This is a genomic window from Duganella sp. LjRoot269, from assembly GCF_964254095.1.
Lineage (GTDB): Bacteria > Pseudomonadota > Gammaproteobacteria > Burkholderiales > Burkholderiaceae_D > Rugamonas > Rugamonas hordei.
The window spans coordinates 5,450,736-5,468,723 of sequence record NZ_CAXUSL020000001.1 but is presented as its reverse complement, the minus strand read 5'-3'; the positions used below and the strand labels follow the sequence as shown (position 1 = coordinate 5,468,723).

The window sequence follows — 17,988 nt, the reverse complement described above, 5'->3', positions numbered from 1 at the left end:
ATGCGCCAGCGGACCATCTGGCCGGCGGTGATGCCGGTATTGCTGTCAACCTCGCTCTACTGCGCCGCGCAGACGCCGTTACCCGTGTCGCCCAAGCCGGGGCAGATACTGGTCAGTGGCGCCGTGCCGGATGAAGCCAGCAAGGCCGCCATGCTGCAGCGCGTGCGTGAGTTGTATGGCGCCGATCGGGTGGTCGACCAGGTCGCGATTTCACCGGTGTCACTGCCACCCAACTGGAACGGCTATGTGCAGAAGCTGATCCAGCCGAACCTGAAGCTGATCAGCAAGGGCGAACTCAAGATCGACGGCACCAATGTGACCGTGCGCGGCGAGGTGGCCAACGAGGCGCAGCGGCAGCAGATCGCCAGCGATATCGCCACCAGCCTCAATCCCGGCTACACCGTCAACAACGGCTTGCGTGTCAGCGCGGCCGAGCAGAACCTGCTGGATGAGACGCTCGCCAGACGCATCATTGAATTCGAAAGCGGCAAGGCGGCGCTGACGGCGTCCGGCAAAGGCATCCTGGACGAAATGGCCGCCGCGCTGCAAAAGGTCAAGGGCAAGAAGGTGGAAGTGATCGGCCATACCGACAACGTCGGTCTGCGCGAGAGCAACCTGACGCTGAGCCTCGCGCGCGCCGAAGCGGTGCGGACTTACCTCGCCGGCAAGGCGATACCATCGGAGATGGTGACGGTGTCCGGCCAGGGACCGGACCGGCCGGTTGCGGAGAACAGCAACGCGGAAGGCCGCGCGCGCAACCGTCGCATCGAGTTCCGCGTCGCGCAATAAAAATCTACGGCAGCGTGATCGTCACATAGGCCGGGCGCGGGGCCAGCTTCACCAGATCGTTGTAGCCGGCCAGCGTATTCTGTGTCGAATGCGATAGCGACGACGCCAGTCCGATGTAGGCACCCAGGGCGATCACCGCGAACACCGCGCACGTGGCCCACAGCGGCGTATTGCTGCGCAGTTTGTGGACGATCTGGTCCGGCCGTTCGGCCTGGGGGGCGAAGCCCTTGCTCTTGCCTTGAATATGAGCGATTTCGTCGCCGACGCGTGCCGTCAGGTAGGCCAGCTTGTCGCCGGCGTCCAGTGCATGCTTGCCGCGAAAGCCGATTAGCAGGCACATATGGAACACCTGCAGCGCCGCCAGCCGCGCGCCACCGCTGCTGCGCAATGCCTCCAGCCGGTCGAAGAAGTGCTCGCCCGCCAGCTGGTCGCCGAAGATCACAAGCTGCAGCGGACGCCGTTCCCAAGCGAAGCGCATGGGAAACTGCGACGACAGGATGATCTCGTCGAGCGCGGCGCAGAATGCGTACTTGGCCGCATCGATGTCTTCGCCTTGCGCGCGCAGCTTGCGCGCCTCGCTGTCGAATTCCGCCAGGTAGGCGGTGACGGTGTCGAGGAAGGGCGCCTCACCCGGCGGCACGCTGCCGTTTTTCAGCATGAACAGCAGGTAGAAGCCTTCCTGCAGCAGGTCCACCAGCGTTTGCACGTGGCCATAGCCAGGCTGCTGCTGGCGGCGTTGTCCACCCATCAGTGTCGGGATGGCGCGGCGTTCGACCGGCGACGTCATGCCGTCACCGCGATGAGGTTGAGCCGCAGGTCGCGTATCCCTGCCGGTACGTAGATGGAGATCGATTGCGCCTTCAGCATTTGTTCGTACAGCATGCCTTTTCCCTCCAGGGCGAAGTAGTAGGTGTCCGGCTGGACCGGGATGGCCGCCGGCACTTGCGGAGCGTGGGTAAGCTTCACGCCGGGCATGGCGGAGAGTACGCATTTCTCCACGTCGTCCGGGGCGCCGACCTTGACGCGCAGCGGCACGATCTCCACCAGTTCCAATGCCGGCAGCGCGGCGCTGACCGCAAGATAAAGCGTAGTGCGTTGGTCGATCTTGCCGGAATCGAGCTTGCCCAAGTGGTAGCTGGGCTTCTCCTCCGACAGCGCGATCGAAAAATACCGGGTCGAGATGACGGTGTCCAGCAGATCGCGGATGATGCGGTCCAGGCCGGAGAAGCATTGCGCCAGGTCGTCATGCCGGTAGCTGGGCAGATGGATCAATGAGTACTGCTTGGAGTAGGTCATCATGGCGCCGGCCAGCGCGAGCAGCGCTTCGAACAAGCGCTCCGGATGCAGCTCGGGATTGCGCACATAGTGCATCAGCGCCGCGGCCGACGTGCTGACCGTGTGCAGCAGCCAGAAGGACGAGACATCGCCGGAGCGGAACTCGATCACGTTGCGGCTGGGTTCACGCATGTGTCCCTGCAGCGACTGCACCTTGGCCTGCAGCGCATCCATCAGCCGGTCCAGCAACGCCTTCAGCACAGGGGCGCTGGCGATCGACAGTCCGGGCGGGATGAATTGCGGATCCGGTTCGAAGCCGCCCGTCACCAAGCGCCGCAGCTGTATCACGGGAATGCAGTCGAAGGCGCCCAGCGGCTCCTGATCCGACATCAGTCGCACGGTCTTTTTCAGGTAGCTGACGTCCGCGCTGACGGCCTGCGTGTACAGGTCCGCCGTTTCGCGCGAGGTCTGGCGGAAGCGCGCGGCGCCTTGTTGTTCGGCCGTCGTGGCGTTGCCGCCGCCGGGGGACAGCGAGGGCAGGGCAGCGTAGAACGTCAGCTCCTGCAGATTCGGCGGCAAGGTGCCGAGGTCGATGGCGGTCGGCAGTGGGTCGCTGGACGGCGCATCGACGATTTCTCCGTCATGGAATATCGCGGAGAGTGATTGCAGGCGCAGGCGGTTGGTCTTCAGCGCGTCCAGATCCCATTCGATGGCGCGCACGCCCCACAGGTACGGATGCAGCGCATGCGCCATCTGCTGCAGGCGCGCTTCGTGATACTGGTCCTGCTGCTGGAAGTGCTGCGGCCGCAGGAACAACCCTTCTCCCCAAAGAACCTTGGACGGAATACTCATGCTGTCCCCCTCTTTCTGGCAGCTGCGCCGCCGACGCTCCATTAGAGCGAAAGCGCCATCGGCGGAATTTGCGGCTGCGCAAGCAATGTAGAAGCGAAGCATCGTTTGAGTAAGCGCAATGGTGGGGATATGGCATTCATGAATAATGGGTCCCTTCCTGTCCGCATAAGCAAAGGAGAAGTGATGATCACTCCACGAACCTGGTTGCCTTGCATCGCCAGCGTGTTACTGCTGTCGGCCTGCGCGACAGATGGTGATACCGTCCGTATCGCCAAACCTCAGGCGTCGACGCTGGAGAGCGCGCTGGCGGAAGCCGGCACCGCGTTGGCCTCCGGACAAAGCGACAAGGCGCAAGTCATCCTGAAAGGCGCCGCCGCAAACTACCCCGCCGACAAGACTCCCTGGCTGCATATGGCCCAGATCAAGTTTGACCGCGCCAGCTACGGCGAGGCGATCATGAATGCGCTGGAAGCACTGCAACGCGACCCCAGCGACAAACTCGGTAACAGCATCGTCGCCGTCAGCGGGCTACGTCTGTCGACCAAGGCGCTGGCGGACCTGAGCCAGCAAAATAATCTGAACGGTTCCTTGCGCTCCGAGGCGCAGGATCTCGCCAAACTGCTGCGCACCAGCCTGGGCGAGGACGTGCTGGTGCCGAGCCCGAACACCGCCGCCCGCAAACCGGCGCCGGTTGCCGCCGCCGGCAGGAAAACGGCGCCGGCAAAAAGCAGCAATCAGACCAACAGCAATGATCCTTTCGGTGGATTGAAATAACCTGCCGTCCCGCAGTTTCCCTTTCGATGGAGTTTGTATGGCTAATGGTGACAGTGTCCAAAAACGCCTGACCAAGGTGCGTCCGCCGCGCGTCCAGATGACTTACGACGTGGAGATCGGCGATGCGATGGAAAACAAGGAGCTGCCTTTCGTGGTCGGTGTGGTCGGTGATTTCGACGGCAATTCGGATTCAGAGAAAAAGCGCCTGAAGGACCGCAAGTTCGTCAGCATCGACAGCGACAATTTCGATGAGGTGCTGGGCGGGGTGGAGCCGGTGGCGCGCTTTGAAGTGCCGAATCAGCTCAGCGACGACAACACCAGCTTCAATGTGGAGCTGCGCTTCAAGTCGATGTCGGACTTTCGTCCGGAATCGGTGGTGCGGCAGGTCGAGCCGCTCGGCAAGCTGCTGGAGACGCGCAGCAAGCTGGCCGACCTGCGCAACAAGCTGGCTGGCAACGACAAGCTGGAAGACATCCTCAGCGATGTACTGAATAACACCGACAAGCTGGCCAGCTTGAAATCCACCAAGGGAGGCTGACAATGTCCGCACATGCAAATCAAGTGCAGGCGACAGCTGCCGCCGAAACGGTCTCGGACAGCGCCAGCCTGCTGGACCAGATCGTCGAGCAAAGCAAGGTCGCCAAGTCCGATGTGGAGCACGAGCGCGCCAAGGACATCATTTCGGAGCTGGTCAGCCAGGTGCTGGAAGGGACGGTGGTGATGTCGAACAATCTGTCCGCCACGCTCGACGCGCGCGTGGCAGAACTGGATCGCCTGATTTCCCGCCAGTTGAGCGCCATCATGCACGCGCCGGCCTTCCAGAAGTTGGAGCAAAGCTGGACCGGCCTGCATTACCTGGTCAAGAATTCCGCTACCGGCCAGGGTCTGAAAATCCGCATGCTGAACGCTACCAAGCGCGAACTAGTGAAGGACTTCCAATCCGCGCTGGAATTCGACCAGAGCTCGATGTTCAAGAAGGTCTACGAAGAGGAATTCGGCACCTTCGGCGGCGCGCCGTACGCCGCGCTGCTGGGCGACTTTGAAATCTCGCGCCAACCGGAAGACATGTACTTCATCGAGCAGATGTCGCACGTGGCTGCGGCCTCGCATGCGCCGTTCATCGCCTCCGCGTCGCCGGAACTGTTTGGACTGGAAAGCTACGGCGACCTGGGCAAGCCGCGCGACCTGTCGAAAGTGTTCGACACTGTCGAATATGCCAAGTGGAAGGCGTTCCGCGAATCCGAGGATTCGCGCTACGTCGGCCTGGCGCTGCCGCGTTTCCTGGGCCGCCTTCCGTTCAATCCGGTCGACGGCACCACGGTCGAAGGATTCAACTTCGTCGAGGAAGTAGACGGCACCGACCACCAGAAGTACTTGTGGTGCAACGCCGCCTACGCTTTCGGCGCCAAGCTGACCAAGGCCTTCGACGATTTCGGCTGGTGCGCGGCGATACGCGGCGTCGAGGGCGGCGGGCTGGTGGACGATCTGCCCACCCACACCTTCAAGACCGACGAAGGCGAAGTCGCGCTCAAATGCCCGACCGAAGTGGCGATCACGGACCGTCGCGAGAAGGAGTTGAGCGATCTTGGTTTCATCTCGCTGGTCCACTGCAAGAACACCGCCTACGCGGCCTTCTTCGGTGCCCAGTCCGCGCAAAAGGCCAGGAAATACAACTCGGAAGCCGCCAACGCCAACGCGGTGCTGTCTTCGCAACTGCAGTACATCTTCGCCGTCTCGCGCATCGCGCACTACATGAAGGCCATGATGCGCGACAAGATCGGCAGCTTCGCGGCCGCCTCCGGCGTCGAGGATTTCCTCAACCGCTGGCTGATGAAGTACGTGCTGCTGGACGATAACGCCAGCCAGGAACAAAAGGCCCAGTTCCCCCTGCGGGAGGCCTCGGTGCAGGTGCACGAGGTGGCGGGGCGGCCGGGCGTTTATCGCGCGGTGTCGTTCCTGCGGCCGCACTTCCAGCTCGACGAACTATCCGTTTCCCTCCGTCTGGTCGCGGAGCTGCCGCAGTCGACCAACTACTGATTTTCACTTAACCTGAGACAGGAGCATGCAATGGCAATCGACGTCTATCTGTACATTGATGGCATCAAGGGCGAATCCAACGACGACCGGCACAAGGACTGGATCGAGTGCAAATCGGTCAGCTTCGGCGTGGAGCAGCCGAAATCGGCCACCGCTTCGACTGGCGGCGGCCACACGGCGGAGCGCTGCGAGCATCGCGACATCGTGCTCTCCAAGCTGGCCGACCTGGCGTCGCCCATCCTGCTGCAAACCTGCTCGGCGGGACGCACCATCCCCAAGGCCAAGTTCGAGTTCATGCGCGCGGACGCGCAGGGTGAACGTGTCAAATACTTCGAGATCGAGATCGAGAACGTCCTGATCGGCGCGGTCTCTCCGGCGGTGGAGGAGGGCGACATCCTGACCGAGGACGTCGCGCTGAAATTCTCCAGGGTCAAATGGAAGTACACCCAGCAGAAAATAAGCGGCGGCGCGGGCGGCAACACGTCCGGCGGCTGGGACTTGTCCAGCAATCGCGTCGTCTGACGATTCCCCCAGCGCCCGCTGCGAATTGTGCGGCGATTCGCAGCGGCGCGCTTTTCTGGCCAGGCCGTTCCGGCCTGGCCATTTTTTGAGAGTACGCGATGAAAGGTTTTACTCCCGGCCTGTTCGACCGTCTGCTGGATTCGCGCGGCGGCGCCAGCCTCTCGCTGGAGCAGTGGAAGGACGCGCTGGCACGCGATCTCGAGGACTTGCTTAACACGCGCTGCGCGCTGTCCGAAGAACTGCTGCGCGCCTATCCCGAATGCGCCCGCTCCATCATCAACTACGGGCTGGTCGACTTTGCCGGCATGTGTCTGAGCAGCAGCGAGGACAGGGCGCGCGTCTGCGCCTGCCTGAAGACCGCCATCGAACGCCACGAGCCGCGCCTGCGCAACGTGCAGGCCCGCCTGGAGCGCGAAACAGGCTCGATCAACCGCATCAGCTTTGCCATCAGCGCGACGCTGACAGGCTTGCCGATGCGCGAAGCGGTCAGCTTCGACGCCGTGCTGCAGCCATCGTCGCTGCACTATTCAATCAACCGTAGCAACCGGGGAGTGTAGGCATGAACCTCAACCTCAAGACCTTGATCGGGAAATTGAACGACACCACCCGGCTGGCCGCAACCCGCGCCGCCAGCATCTGTGTGGCGCTGGGACAGTACGAGGTGGAGGTGGAACATCTGTTCCTGGCCCTGCTGGAGCAGGAGCGCTGCGACGTGGTGCTGATCGCGCGCCAGTCCAGTGTCGTCGTCGATGCGCTGGAGGCGGACCTGCATCATGAGATCAGCCAGTTCAAGACCGGCAGCACCCGCACGCCGGTGTTCTCGCGACACTTGCCGCTGCTGCTGGAGCATGCATGGCTGATCGCCTCGCTGGCGACACCGCAGCCGGACCGCATCCGCAGCGCGCACCTGCTGGTTGCGCTGCTGACGGAACCGGACCTGGCGCAATTGGCGCTGCGCGCTTCGCCGCTGTTTGTGCGGATTCCCATCGATGAGGTCAAGCACAAGCTGGAGAAATATACCCATGGCTCGCAGGAAGAAACGGCCGCAACCGACGCAACCCCCGCCGCCACGCTTGCCGGCATGGCGCCGCAGAGCGGTCCACGCACACCGGCGCTCGACCAGTACACAACCAGCCTGACGACGCTGGCCCGCGACGGCAAGCTCGATCCGGTGATCGGCCGCGAGACGGAAATCCGCCAGGCCATCGACATCCTGATGCGCCGCCGCCAGAACAATCCTATCCTGACCGGCGAGGCCGGCGTCGGCAAGACCGCTGTGGTGGAGGGCCTGGCGCTGCGCATCGCCGCCGGCGACGTGCCGGATGTGCTGCGTGGCGTCGAGATCCGCACGCTGGACATGGGGCTGCTGCAGGCCGGTGCCAGCGTCAAGGGCGAGTTCGAGAACCGCCTGAAGAACGTTATCGACGAGGTCAAGCAAAGCCCGCACGCCATCATCCTGTTCATCGACGAGGCGCACACGATGATAGGCGCGGGCGGCCAGGCCGGCCAGAACGACGCCGCCAACCTGCTCAAGCCTGCGCTGGCGCGCGGCGAACTGCGCACCATCGCGGCGACGACGTGGAGCGAATACAAGAAGTACTTCGAAAAGGATGCCGCGCTGGCGCGACGCTTCCAGGTGGTCAAGGTCGATGAACCGAGCGAAGAAATCGCCAGCGCCATGCTGCGGGCGATGACGCCGCTGATGGAACGTCACTTCGGCATCCGCATCCGCGACGAAGCGGTGACCGAGGCGGTGCGGCTGTCACATCGTTATATCAGTGGCCGGCAATTGCCGGACAAGGCCGTCAGCGTGCTGGATACGGCCTGCGCCCGCGTCGCGTTGGCACAAAGCGGCGCGCCGGCCCTGCTGGAGAACGTCGCCAAGGCGATGGAGCGCCTGTGCGTGGAAACCATCGCCTTGGAACGGGAAGAGGGTGGGCGCCAGCACGCGCAACGGCTGCGGAAGCTGAAGGAAATGCATGCGGAGCTTGAAACCGAACACGCACAGCTCAGCGAACGCTGGCAACGCGAGCAGGCACTGGTGGCGGCGATCGCCCGCCAGCGCACCGCCGGCGACGGTGAGGCGGAAGTCCGCGCGCTGCGCGAGGAACTTTTGGCGCTGCAGGGCGAGACGCCGCTGGTGCCGGTGGAGGTGGATGCCGCGGCCGTCGCCGCCATAGTCTCCGGCTGGACCGGCATCCCGCTCGGGAAAATGGTCAAGGACGAAATCCGCACCGTGCTCAAACTGCAGGACGCGCTGCAGGCGCGCATCCTCGGCCAGCCGTACGCGATTGCTAGCGTGGCCCAGCGCGTGCGCACCGCGCGCGCCAATCTCGACGACCCGAACAAGCCGAAGGGCGTATTCCTGTTCGTCGGCCCGTCCGGCGTCGGCAAGACCGAGACGGCGCTGGCGCTGGCCGACCTGCTCTACGGCGGCGAGCGCAAACTGCTGACCATCAACATGAGCGAATACCAGGAAGCGCACAGCGTCTCCGGCCTGAAAGGTTCGCCGCCCGGCTACGTCGGCTACGGCGAGGGCGGCGTGCTGACCGAGGCGGTGCGCCGCAATCCCTACAGCGTGGTGTTGCTGGACGAAGTGGAGAAGGCCCACCCGGATGTGCTGGAGCTGTTCTTCCAGGTGTTCGACAAGGGTGTGCTGGACGATGCCGAAGGCCGCGAGATCGACTTCCGCAACACCATCATCATCGCCACCTCGAACGCCGGCTCGGCCGCCATCATGCAGGCCTGCCTGAACAAGGAGACGCCGCCTGCCGCCGACGAGCTGGAGGCGCTGCTTCGCCCGCAACTGGTCAGGCACTTCAAGTCGGCCTTCCTCGGGCGGCTGAAGGTCGTGCCGTACTACCCGATACCGGATGCGGTGCTGGCGCAGATCATCGCGCTCAAACTGGACCGCATCGGCCGGCGCATCCAGGACCAGCATCATGCGGAGTTCAGCTACGACCAGGCGCTGGTCGACGCGGTGCTGGCGCGCTGCACGGAAGTCGATTCCGGCGCCCGCAATGTCGATCACATCCTCAACGGCAGCCTGCTGCCGGAGATCGCCGAAGCGGTGCTGCAAAGGATGTCGGAGGGCGAGGCGATCGCCAGGATCAAGGTGGGCGCCAGCAAACAAGGACAGTTCAGGTACACCATCAGATAACACGGAGGTCGCCGATGTTAAGTATCGATCAACTGCTGTTGCCAATCAGCGACACCCAACCCTGCGGCGAAGACACCTGCTTCAGCGTGGAAGTGGACCGCATCGCGCAGGCGCGCGTGCACGACGATCCCACGCTGGACCAGGGCGAATGGATCGCTGCGTTGAAGGAGGCGGACTGGGACTTCGTCGCCGCGCACTGTGCGCAGATGATCGCCGCGAAGAGCAAGGACCTGCGGCTGGCCGTCTGGCTGGCCGAGGCCTACGCCAAAACACGGGGATTGCGCGGACTGGGCGATGGCTACGCGGTGCTGGCCGGCCTGTGCGACCGGTTCTGGGATGGCATGTACCCCGCAGGCGATGACGGCGATTACGACCAGCGCATCGGCAATCTGTTCTGGCTGTTGAGCCGCACGCCGGCGCTGGTCAGGGACGCGGCGTCACCCGCGCCGGCGGATGCGGAGTACTGCCTGGCCATGCTGATGGCGCTGGAGCGCGTCGTTGACCTGCGCCTGGGCGCCGACGGCCCCGGCTTCAGCGCGGCCAGGGACGCTCTGCAATCGGCACTACGCGCCGTTGCGCCGGTCGGCAGCGCGGCTGTGCTGCCCACAACGGATGCCGCAACCGGCGCCGCCGCCGTCAACGCAGGCGGCTTATTGCAGAGTCGCCAGCAGGCGCTGGCCCAATTGCGGCTGGTGGCCGATTTCTTCCGTAGCACGGAGCCGCATAGCCCGGTGGCCTACCTGGCCGACAAGGCCGCCAGTTGGGGTGAGATGCCATTGCATGTGTGGCTGCGCACGGTCATCAAGGATCCCGCCGCGATTGCCGGCATTGAAGAGCTGCTGGATGCGCCCGCCTCCGGCAATTGAATGCTGCACTGCAACGAGTAATCTTTCCTTTAGTACTATAGCTTCCGATTAAATAGTGCTAGCATGAATCAGAAGTCCGTGTTCGTCCGCTAGGGGAAAGCCATGAACAATCTGAAAATAGGAACGCGCCTGGCGTTTGGTTTTTCGCTCATTTTGCTGTTGCTGACGGCGATGACGATCATCGGCATCCTGCGCCTCAGCAGTGCCAGCGCGCTGACCGACCGCATGATCAACGAGAAGGTCCGCGAAGAACGCCTGATCGCCGAATGGGGCAAGATCATCGAAGTCAACGCCGCCCGCACCACCGGCGCCTGGATGGTGGCCGATCCCGCCGATCAGAAAAAACTCGAGGACATGATGGCCGGATCGTCCGGCCGCGCGACGCAAATCCAGGACCAGATCGGCGCCGGTATCGACGACGAGGAACTCAAGCCGCTGTTCAAGCAGGTGCTGGAGACGCGCAAAGCCTACACCGATATCCGCAAGGCCGTCTTCGCCGCCAAGAACGCCGGCGATATGGAGCAGGGCAAGAAGCTGTACGAGACCGACATGAACCAGGCGCGTACCCGCTATCTGGACGCGCTGAAGAAATTCTCCGATGAGCAGGCGGCGCTGCTCGATGCGGCAGCCCTGGAAATCCAGCATCAGTACACCAGCGGCCGCACGCTGCTGGTGATGCTGGGGCTGGCCGCGATCGTGCTGGGAATGGTCGCCGCATGGTGGATCACGCGCACCATCACGCAGCCGATCAACGAAGCGGTGAAGGTCGCGGAATCCGTCTCCTCGGGCGATTTGACCAGCGATATCCAGGTCAACAGCAGCGATGAAACCGGGCAGCTGATGAGCGCCCTCAAGAACATGAACTCCAACCTGGTCAATATTGTCGCCCAGGTGCGCAACGGCACCGACCTGATGGCGACGGCGTCATGCGAGATCGCCGCCGGCAACCAGGACCTGTCTTCGCGCACCGAGGAGCAGGCCAGTTCGCTGGAGGAGACCGCGTCGTCGATGGAGCAGTTGACGTCGACCGTGCGCTTCAACGCGGAGAATGCGCGCGAAGCCAACCAGCTGGCCGCCACGGCGTCGGAGATCGCCAGCCGCGGCGGCTCGGTGGTCGGAGAGGTGGTGACCACCATGGGATCGATCAACGATTCGTCGCGCAAGATCGTCGATATCATCTCCGTCATCGACGGCATCGCGTTCCAGACCAACATTCTCGCGCTGAACGCCGCGGTGGAAGCGGCGCGCGCCGGCGAGCAGGGACGCGGCTTCGCGGTGGTGGCTTCGGAAGTGCGCGTGCTGGCGCAACGCTCTGCGGCGGCGGCCAAGGACATCAAGGCCCTGATCGACGACTCGGTGCAGAAGGTGGCGCTGGGTTCGGACCTGGTCGACAAGGCCGGCCGCACCATGGGCGAAATCGTGCAGAGCATCAGCCGCGTCACGCAGATCATGAGCCAGATCAGCCACGCCAGCGAAGAGCAGAGCATCGGCATCGCCCAGGTGAACGACGCGATCACGCAAATGGACCAGGTAACGCAGCAGAACGCGGCATTGGTGGAGCAGGCGGCGGCAGCGGCCGAATCGATGCAGGAGCAGTCGGCAAGACTGGCCGAAGCGGTCAGCGTATTCAAGCTCGATGCCGCGCAGTCTGCGCCGGCGCCCCGTCGCCTGGCAAAGGCGCCGTCGCGCGTAGCCCTGCCACGGCCTACCGCATCGACGGTACAATGATGGTCTATGACTCCAGCACTTTCCACCCGCGCGCATTGCGCAAGCTGCCTGCGGCCGCAGCGTACCTGCATTTGCCGCTGGGTGGCGCCGCTGCGGAACCAGGTGGAAGTGCTGATCCTGCAGCATCCGCTGGAAGTCGATAACGCCAAGGGCAGCGCGCGGCTGCTGCATCTGAGCCTTGCCAACAGCCGGCTGGAAGTCGGCGAAGAATTCGCGCCGGAGCGCATGCAGGTCATGCTGTCGCCGGAGCGGCGCAGCGTGCTGCTGTATCCCGATACTGTGGAGGACAAGGCCTTGGGCCTGGTTGCGGCGCAGCCGTTCGATCCGGCGTGGCTGGCGGCGCCGGCCGCGCTACGGCTGGTGGTGCTGGACGGGACATGGCGCAAAAGCCGCAAGATGCTGTATCTGAATCCGGCGCTGCAAAGCCTGCCGCGGCTGCCGCTGCGCGACACGCCGCCGTCGCATTACCTGATCCGCAAGGCGCATCTGCCGGATCAGTTGTCGACGCTGGAGGCCACTGCGTACGCGCTGGCACAACTCGAAAACGACGCGTACAAATACAATCCGCTGATCGATGCTTTCGATGGCTTCGTCGCGCAGCAGGCAAGCTACACGCGGCAGCGAGCTTTAAACGGTCAGCTTTAAGCGATCAGCTTTAAGCCCGGCGGCAGCGCATCGCCCAGCATGCGTTTCTCATCCGCTTGATCCAGCTGAACCACTTCACGCACCATCGCGCGCCAGTTGGCCGGGGCGCCGGCGGCTGCAAGGCGGCGCAGGATTTCCTCCCGCAGCGTTGCATCGATGTCGCGCGAGCGGTCGCCGGTCATGCGCGCCAGGTGGGCGGCGGCATAGCCTGCCGGCTCCACTTTTTTCCAGTCCAGCGCAAGGATGGCGGCCAGCCATTGTTCGACGACTTCCTTAGCCACCACGTCGTGCGCGCTGCCGTGGAAAGGCTGGCGCGCACCGACCCGGCTCAGGCCCCACAGGAAGCGCGCCTGCGCCGCCTTGTCGGCCGATTCCAGCCGGCCCAGCATCCACGCGCCGATTTCGGCCTTGTAGTTGCCGGGGATGCGTTCCAGCGAGGCCCCGAGGCGCAGCATGTCTTCGTCGCTGCCGTTGACCAGCGTGTGCGGACGGCGTCCGCGTTCCTGAGCGTCGGCCTGCACGTTGAAGGCGAAATCGTCCAGCACGCGCAGTTGCGCCTCCACGCTCAACCCTCCCGCCACGCGGCGCCACAGGGTCCACCACTCGGCGCAAACCTGACTGTCCTTGTGATGCTGGACGCCGGTTTCAAACAGTGCCCACAGCTGCTCGATGCGCCACTCGTCCAGCGTGTAGCCGAAGCCGGGGCGCAGGCAGTAGCCGCTCAGGTTGAGCCACGCGCGCTCGTGTTCGGACGAGCGGCGACGGCCCTTGGCGCGCTGCATCAGCGCGTCGAACAGGCGGCGCAGCAGCGGCGTGGGCCAGCTTTCGCGGCTGCCGAGCAGGTGTTCGAGCTGTGTGCGCAACTGCTTCACTTCCTTGACCTCGACCTGCTGCGCGCGGCTGCCGAAGATGCGGTCTATCTTCTCGATGGCGGCGTCGAAGCCGGCGGGCATCGGCGCCTCTTGCGGTGGAGCCGTGTCGGCATCGTCGTCGGCGTGGGCCGCATCGCCGCGCAGCTGGAATTCCAGCCGCCAGCGCTGCGCGCCTTCGATGGCGACGCAATGCACTTCCAGCGTACCCACTTCGCTCAGCGTGGCGGCCAGTTGCACCGGCACTTCCTTGCGGGCGTCGGCGGCGCCGCTGTCGCGCAGCACGGTGGCGATGGGCGGCAGCTGGATGTAGTCGTCCGCCTCCAGTTCGACCAATTCTCCTGCTTGCGGTGTGCCGGCTTCGGAAATCGACGAGGCCAGGTGGAAGCGCACCGGCCGGCCGAGGCGGAGCGCGAAAGTGCGCTCGGCCAGCAGGATTTCGCGATTCTCGACGCTGCCGCGCGGCAGGATGCAGATGGCGCGGCGCGGCTGGTCGGGGCGATGTGCGTCATCCAGCAGCAGGAAGTAGCTGCGCGGCGAGCCGCCGCCGATCAACGGCGCTTGTCCAGCCTGGCCGAGCGCGTAGGCCACTCCGCCTCGTGCGACGGCGACGTCGGGATTGTCGTTGTGCAGAACGCGCAGAGGCTGGCCGCGCCAGTTCGCCAGCGTGGCCTCGAGGCGGCGGGCCAGCGCGTCGGCGCGGAACACGCCGCCGTTCAACAGCAAGGTATCGGGAACGGGGACGGTGCTGTCATCCGCCGGCAGGCCAAGAGCTGCGCGCGCGGCGGCGGCATGCTGGCGCAGGAAGCCGGCCAGATGGCGCGTGACCGCGGCGTCGCTGGCGTAAGGCAGGCCGAATTCGACGATCGCCGCGCGGCCGCGACGTGCGGGTTCCTGTGTTTCGTTCAGCGGGAAGAAGCCGTCGACGACCAGTGACGCCACTTCGTCGCGGGTCAGGTCGGCGGAGCGCGAACCGCCGATCAGGCGCGAGCCGGAGCCGAGCAGGGTGACGGTGGTGCGTTCGGGGGCATCGGCCGTCAGCAGCAATTCCTTCGCCGCCCGGCAGCGTTCCGCCAGTTGCGACAGGCGGCTGGCGGACAGGCGTGCCGGTGCTGCGGCATCGCCGGTCGCGCCCGACGACGACGCCATGCGCGCCTCGACCAGATGGGCCAAGGCCAAGTCCATGTTGTCGCCACCCAGTATCAGGTGGTTGCCTACGCCGATGCGGCTGATCTGCGGCAGGCCATCGACCGTCTCCACTTTGATCAGACTGAAGTCGGTGGTGCCGCCGCCGACGTCGCACACCAGCACCAGGCGCGTGTCGGCGAGGTCTGTGGCAAGCGTGGCACGTTGGCGGAACAGCCAGTCGTAGAAGGCCGCCTGGGGTTCTTCCAGCAAGCGCAGGTCCGGCAGCCCGGCCATGCGCGCCGCCTCCAGCGTCAGCGCCCGTGCGCCTTCGTCGAACGACGCGGGTATCGTCAGTACCAGCTGCTGGCGCTCCAGCGGGTGTGCCGGAAAGCGCGTATTCCACGCGGCCCGCAAATGGGCCAGATACGAAGCACTGGCCGCCACCGGCGACACCCGGGCCACATCCGCCTCCGCGCCCCACGGCAATATCGGCGCCGTGCGGTCCACGTGAGGATGCGACAGCCAGCTCTTGGCGCTGGAAACCAATCGCCCCGGCACCTGCGCGCCCAGCGTGCGCGCCAGCCTTCCGACCACCACCTGCGACAGCCCGGCCACATCGGCGACGGGCCACGGCAACTGCAAATCGCCATCGGCCAGCTCGCCGGAAGCCGGGTGGTAGCGCACGGAGGGCAGCAACGCACCGGCGCCGACTTCGCCAGGCGCCACCAGCTGCTCGATATCGAACAAGCGTATCTGCGCGCTGCCCGGCTCGGAATAAGCCAGCACCGTGTTGGTGGTGCCCAGGTCGATGCTGACGACGTATTGACTCATGCTTAGCTGGCTTCACCCGCGCGCACGTCGAACTCCACCTTCCAGCGTTCGCCGCCATCGGACACCGCTTGCAGTTCCAGCGTGCCCGACTCGGTCGCCATCGCATGCAGGCGCACCTGCACCACGTCGCCGGCCTGGCGGCCTTCCGGCGACAGCGTCGCCTGGATCTCGTTCAACTCGATCAGCTCATCGGCGCCCCAGAAGTCCAGCAGATCGCCGATGCGGTCCTGGCGACGTACCGACGAACCGAAGAAGCGGAACTGCACCGGCTCGCCGACCACCAGGCCGAATTCCTGGTTCGGCAATTCGATCTCGCTGCCTTCCTCCATGCCGAACGGCGCCACGCACAACGCCTGGATCGGCGGTTCCATGCCCGGGATGGCCGGCATCGACGACTCGATCGCCACATAGTAGGCGCGTGCCGTGCCGCCGCGTATGCGCACGCCGCTGCCACGGCGCACGTAGCTGTAGTAAGCCGCGCCGCGCGCCACCGCCAGATCGAGGTCGGCGCCGGCCAACATGCGCGCAGGTTCCGCGCCTTCCAGGTACAGCCATTCGTTGATGCTGTCCATGATGCGCTGTGCCAGCAGGTCCGACTTGAACACGCCGCCGTTGAACAGCACCGCCGTCGGATGGAGGAAGGTCGCCTCGGCGGACTGCTTGCCGGCGTAGCCTTCCAGTTCGCTGGTGGCGCCGGTCTGGCGCGCCAGGAAGGCTGCCAGGTGGCGCGTGATGCCGGCGTCCTGCGCATACGGCAGGCCAAGCTGCGTCAGGCCCGCGCGCGTGCGCACGGCCGGACGCGCCGACGCTTCCACTTTAGGGAAGAAGCCGTCGAGGATGAAGGTCGTCACTTCGTCGCGCGTCAGTTCGGTGCGGATCGAGCCGCCGATCAGTTTCGAGCCGCGGCTCGGCACCACGATAGGCCAGGTCTCGACTGTTGCATCGGCCAACAGTTTTTCCTTGGCGCTGCGGCAGCCGTAGGTCAGTGCACGCATCTGCCAGGCGTCGAGCTGGGTGCCGTTGGCGGCCAGCTTGCGCGCCACCAGGTGCGCCAGCGCCAGGTCCATGTTGTCGCCGCCGAGCAGGATATGGTCGCCGACGGCGATGCGGTGTGGTTCCAGCACGCCGTCGCGTTCCAGCACGGCGATCAGCGAAAAGTCGCTGGTGCCGCCGCCCACGTCGACCACCAGGATGATGTCGCCCGGCTTGACGTCCTTGCGCCAGCGGCCTTCGCTGCCCTGGATCCAGCTGTACAAGGCCGCTTGCGGCTCTTCCAGCAAGGTCAGGTTGGTGTAGCCGGCGGCGCGTGCCGCAACGGCCGTCAGCTCGCGCGCGCCCGGATCGAACGATGCGGGAATCGTGACGGTGACCGCCTGCTCACCGAACGGCGCGTCAGGGTAGGCCTGCTCCCACGCCTGGCGCAGATGCGACAGGTAGCGGGTCGAGGCTTCCAGCGGCGATACGCGCGCGACTTCTTCCGGCGCGTCATTCGGCAGCAGCGCGCTGCGGCGGTCCACGCCAGGGTGGCTCAGCCAGCTCTTGGCACTGGAGACCAGGCGGATCGGCGTGGTGGCGCCACGGCTGCGCGCCATCTCGCCGGCCACGCCGGTCAGTTCTTCAGCGGACTGCTGCCACGGCAGGCTCAAATCGCCCGGCGCCAGTTCGTCCGCGTGCGGCAGGTACAGGAAGGACGGCAGCAGCGGCAGTTCTTCGACGGTGCCCGGCGCGGTCAACTGCGGAATGGCCAGCACGCCGTGACGGGTCTTCTCGCCGTCGCTCGCTTGCAGGTCTACATAGGACAGCGCGCTGTGCGTGGTGCCCAGGTCGATGCCGATGGCGAAACGCGGGTCGCTCATAATTCCACCTCCGCCGGCGCGAGGATGGCGGCGTCGTGCGCTTCGGCCAGTTTCGGCAGGCGCACGTTGGCCGCGCGCCAGCCGCGATGGCTCAGCGCACCACGGAACGGCGCGCAGCCGACCACGTTGCCGGTCAGGCGCACGGCGCTGGCGTCGAAGCCGTTTTCCAGCACGATGCGGCTGCCTTCGGCTTCGCTGCGCACCGGTTCGATGGTGAAGTGCTCGCGCAGCACCTTGCTGCAGCCTTCATGCACCACGCGCGCGGCGGCGCCGATGTCGGCGTCGGAATAGGCGCTCAGGTTTTCCTGGGTGAAGTCGATCAGGCGTGCTTCGCGCTGGAACAGGCTCAGCAGCTGCAGGGCGGCGTCCGGCGTGGCGACGCGCAGCGGTGTCGGGACCGGCGCCGGTGCCGGCGTTGGCGCGGCCGCCGGTTGCGGCGCGTCATCGATGCGCGTCAGGCGCGCAGCGTATTCGGCGTCGGACAGGGCACGAAAGAATGCGCCGACAGCGATCGAAATCCGGCTGAAAAAAGACGGCAATGGTTGAGTCGAGTTATTCATGTTTTTGCTCGTATTGGGATGAGTGGGCTGGGGGCGCGCGCAGGCGCAGGGAAGATCCATCCCCCGGAAGCCCTGCATGATACCAGCTTGCCCCCG

Annotated in this window: 15 protein-coding genes; 10 read left to right on the top strand and 5 right to left on the bottom strand. The window is 65.2% G+C overall.

The window, feature by feature from the left end; translation table 11 throughout:
- Positions 1-789, top strand: coding sequence for an OmpA family protein (locus ACSQ3S_RS24490; protein ID WP_436144048.1), 789 nt, complete (start codon positions 1-3; stop codon positions 787-789).
- A 4-nt stretch (positions 790-793) separates the two neighbouring features.
- Here ACSQ3S_RS24490 and icmH read toward each other — a convergent pair whose 3' ends face one another.
- Positions 794-1,576 carry a type IVB secretion system protein IcmH/DotU gene (icmH, locus tag ACSQ3S_RS24485; RefSeq protein ID WP_436144047.1) on the bottom strand — a complete coding sequence of 261 codons (783 nt, stop codon included), beginning with the start codon at positions 1,574-1,576 and terminating at the stop codon, positions 794-796.
- Entirely contained in the window at positions 1,573-2,916 is a 1,344-nt protein-coding gene (gene tssK, locus ACSQ3S_RS24480; protein ID WP_436144046.1) for a type VI secretion system baseplate subunit TssK, read from the bottom strand. Before tssK ends, icmH begins: the two co-directional genes overlap by 4 nt.
- Positions 2,917-3,099: 183 nt before the next feature.
- Here tssK and ACSQ3S_RS24475 point away from each other — a divergent pair, with 183 nt between their 5' ends.
- The 9 genes from ACSQ3S_RS24475 (at position 3,100) to ACSQ3S_RS24435 (ending at position 12,648) form a co-directional block, all read left to right on the top strand.
- Entirely contained in the window at positions 3,100-3,690 is a 591-nt protein-coding gene (locus ACSQ3S_RS24475) for a hypothetical protein (RefSeq protein ID WP_413446404.1), read from the top strand.
- A gap of 37 nt (positions 3,691-3,727) precedes the next feature.
- Entirely contained in the window at positions 3,728-4,228 is a 501-nt protein-coding gene (tssB, locus tag ACSQ3S_RS24470; protein ID WP_436144045.1) for a type VI secretion system contractile sheath small subunit, read from the top strand.
- 2 nt (positions 4,229-4,230) lie between these two features.
- Entirely contained in the window at positions 4,231-5,727 is a 1,497-nt protein-coding gene (tssC, locus tag ACSQ3S_RS24465; RefSeq protein WP_436144044.1) for a type VI secretion system contractile sheath large subunit, read from the top strand.
- 30 nt (positions 5,728-5,757) lie between these two features.
- On the top strand, positions 5,758-6,249 hold the full coding sequence (locus ACSQ3S_RS24460; protein ID WP_176651905.1) for an Hcp family type VI secretion system effector: 492 nt from the start codon (positions 5,758-5,760) through the stop codon (positions 6,247-6,249).
- A 98-nt stretch (positions 6,250-6,347) separates the two neighbouring features.
- On the top strand, positions 6,348-6,806 hold the full coding sequence (gene tssE, locus ACSQ3S_RS24455; protein WP_436144043.1) for a type VI secretion system baseplate subunit TssE: 459 nt from the start codon (positions 6,348-6,350) through the stop codon (positions 6,804-6,806).
- Positions 6,807-6,808: 2 nt separating this feature from the next.
- Positions 6,809-9,409: a type VI secretion system ATPase TssH gene (gene tssH, locus ACSQ3S_RS24450; RefSeq protein WP_436144042.1), complete on the top strand. Its 2,601-nt coding sequence runs from the start codon at positions 6,809-6,811 to the stop codon at positions 9,407-9,409.
- A gap of 14 nt (positions 9,410-9,423) precedes the next feature.
- On the top strand, positions 9,424-10,275 hold the full coding sequence (gene tssA, locus ACSQ3S_RS24445) for a type VI secretion system protein TssA (protein WP_436144041.1): 852 nt from the start codon (positions 9,424-9,426) through the stop codon (positions 10,273-10,275).
- Between the two features lie 102 nt (positions 10,276-10,377).
- On the top strand, positions 10,378-12,003 hold the full coding sequence (locus ACSQ3S_RS24440; protein WP_436144040.1) for a methyl-accepting chemotaxis protein: 1,626 nt from the start codon (positions 10,378-10,380) through the stop codon (positions 12,001-12,003).
- Between the two features lie 6 nt (positions 12,004-12,009).
- On the top strand, positions 12,010-12,648 hold the full coding sequence (locus tag ACSQ3S_RS24435) for a tRNA-uridine aminocarboxypropyltransferase (protein WP_436144039.1): 639 nt from the start codon (positions 12,010-12,012) through the stop codon (positions 12,646-12,648).
- Here the strand turns inward: ACSQ3S_RS24435 and ACSQ3S_RS24430 are convergent.
- Genes ACSQ3S_RS24430 through ACSQ3S_RS24420 form a run of 3 tightly spaced genes read right to left on the bottom strand, consistent with a single transcriptional unit; the run spans position 12,645 to position 17,892 of the window.
- Positions 12,645-15,476, bottom strand: coding sequence for an Hsp70 family protein (locus ACSQ3S_RS24430; RefSeq protein ID WP_436144038.1), 2,832 nt, complete (start codon positions 15,474-15,476; stop codon positions 12,645-12,647). The genes ACSQ3S_RS24435 and ACSQ3S_RS24430 overlap by 4 nt on opposite strands.
- 2 nt (positions 15,477-15,478) lie before the next feature.
- Positions 15,479-17,332: an Hsp70 family protein gene (locus ACSQ3S_RS24425; protein WP_436144037.1), complete on the bottom strand. Its 1,854-nt coding sequence runs from the start codon at positions 17,330-17,332 to the stop codon at positions 15,479-15,481.
- Complete coding sequence (locus ACSQ3S_RS24420) at positions 17,329-17,892, bottom strand: DUF2760 domain-containing protein (RefSeq protein WP_436144036.1); 564 nt, start codon at positions 17,890-17,892, stop codon at positions 17,329-17,331. Before ACSQ3S_RS24420 ends, ACSQ3S_RS24425 begins: the two co-directional genes overlap by 4 nt.
- Between the last annotated feature and the right edge of the window lie 96 nt (positions 17,893-17,988).

Coding starts and splice junctions, on each gene's coding strand:
- icmH (WP_436144047.1), bottom strand. CDS start 1,576: ATGACGTCGCCGGTCGAACGCCGCGCCATCCCGACACTGATGGGTGGA.
- ACSQ3S_RS24430 (WP_436144038.1), bottom strand. CDS start 15,476: ATGAGTCAATACGTCGTCAGCATCGACCTGGGCACCACCAACACGGTG.
- ACSQ3S_RS24435 (WP_436144039.1), top strand. CDS start 12,010: ATGACTCCAGCACTTTCCACCCGCGCGCATTGCGCAAGCTGCCTGCGG.
- tssA (WP_436144041.1), top strand. CDS start 9,424: ATGTTAAGTATCGATCAACTGCTGTTGCCAATCAGCGACACCCAACCC.
- ACSQ3S_RS24425 (WP_436144037.1), bottom strand. CDS start 17,332: ATGAGCGACCCGCGTTTCGCCATCGGCATCGACCTGGGCACCACGCAC.
- tssB (WP_436144045.1), top strand. CDS start 3,728: ATGGCTAATGGTGACAGTGTCCAAAAACGCCTGACCAAGGTGCGTCCG.
- tssH (WP_436144042.1), top strand. CDS start 6,809: ATGAACCTCAACCTCAAGACCTTGATCGGGAAATTGAACGACACCACC.
- tssK (WP_436144046.1), bottom strand. CDS start 2,916: ATGAGTATTCCGTCCAAGGTTCTTTGGGGAGAAGGGTTGTTCCTGCGG.
- ACSQ3S_RS24420 (WP_436144036.1), bottom strand. CDS start 17,892: ATGAATAACTCGACTCAACCATTGCCGTCTTTTTTCAGCCGGATTTCG.
- tssE (WP_436144043.1), top strand. CDS start 6,348: ATGAAAGGTTTTACTCCCGGCCTGTTCGACCGTCTGCTGGATTCGCGC.
- ACSQ3S_RS24440 (WP_436144040.1), top strand. CDS start 10,378: ATGAACAATCTGAAAATAGGAACGCGCCTGGCGTTTGGTTTTTCGCTC.
- tssC (WP_436144044.1), top strand. CDS start 4,231: ATGTCCGCACATGCAAATCAAGTGCAGGCGACAGCTGCCGCCGAAACG.
- ACSQ3S_RS24490 (WP_436144048.1), top strand. CDS start 1: ATGCGCCAGCGGACCATCTGGCCGGCGGTGATGCCGGTATTGCTGTCA.
- ACSQ3S_RS24475 (WP_413446404.1), top strand. CDS start 3,100: ATGATCACTCCACGAACCTGGTTGCCTTGCATCGCCAGCGTGTTACTG.
- ACSQ3S_RS24460 (WP_176651905.1), top strand. CDS start 5,758: ATGGCAATCGACGTCTATCTGTACATTGATGGCATCAAGGGCGAATCC.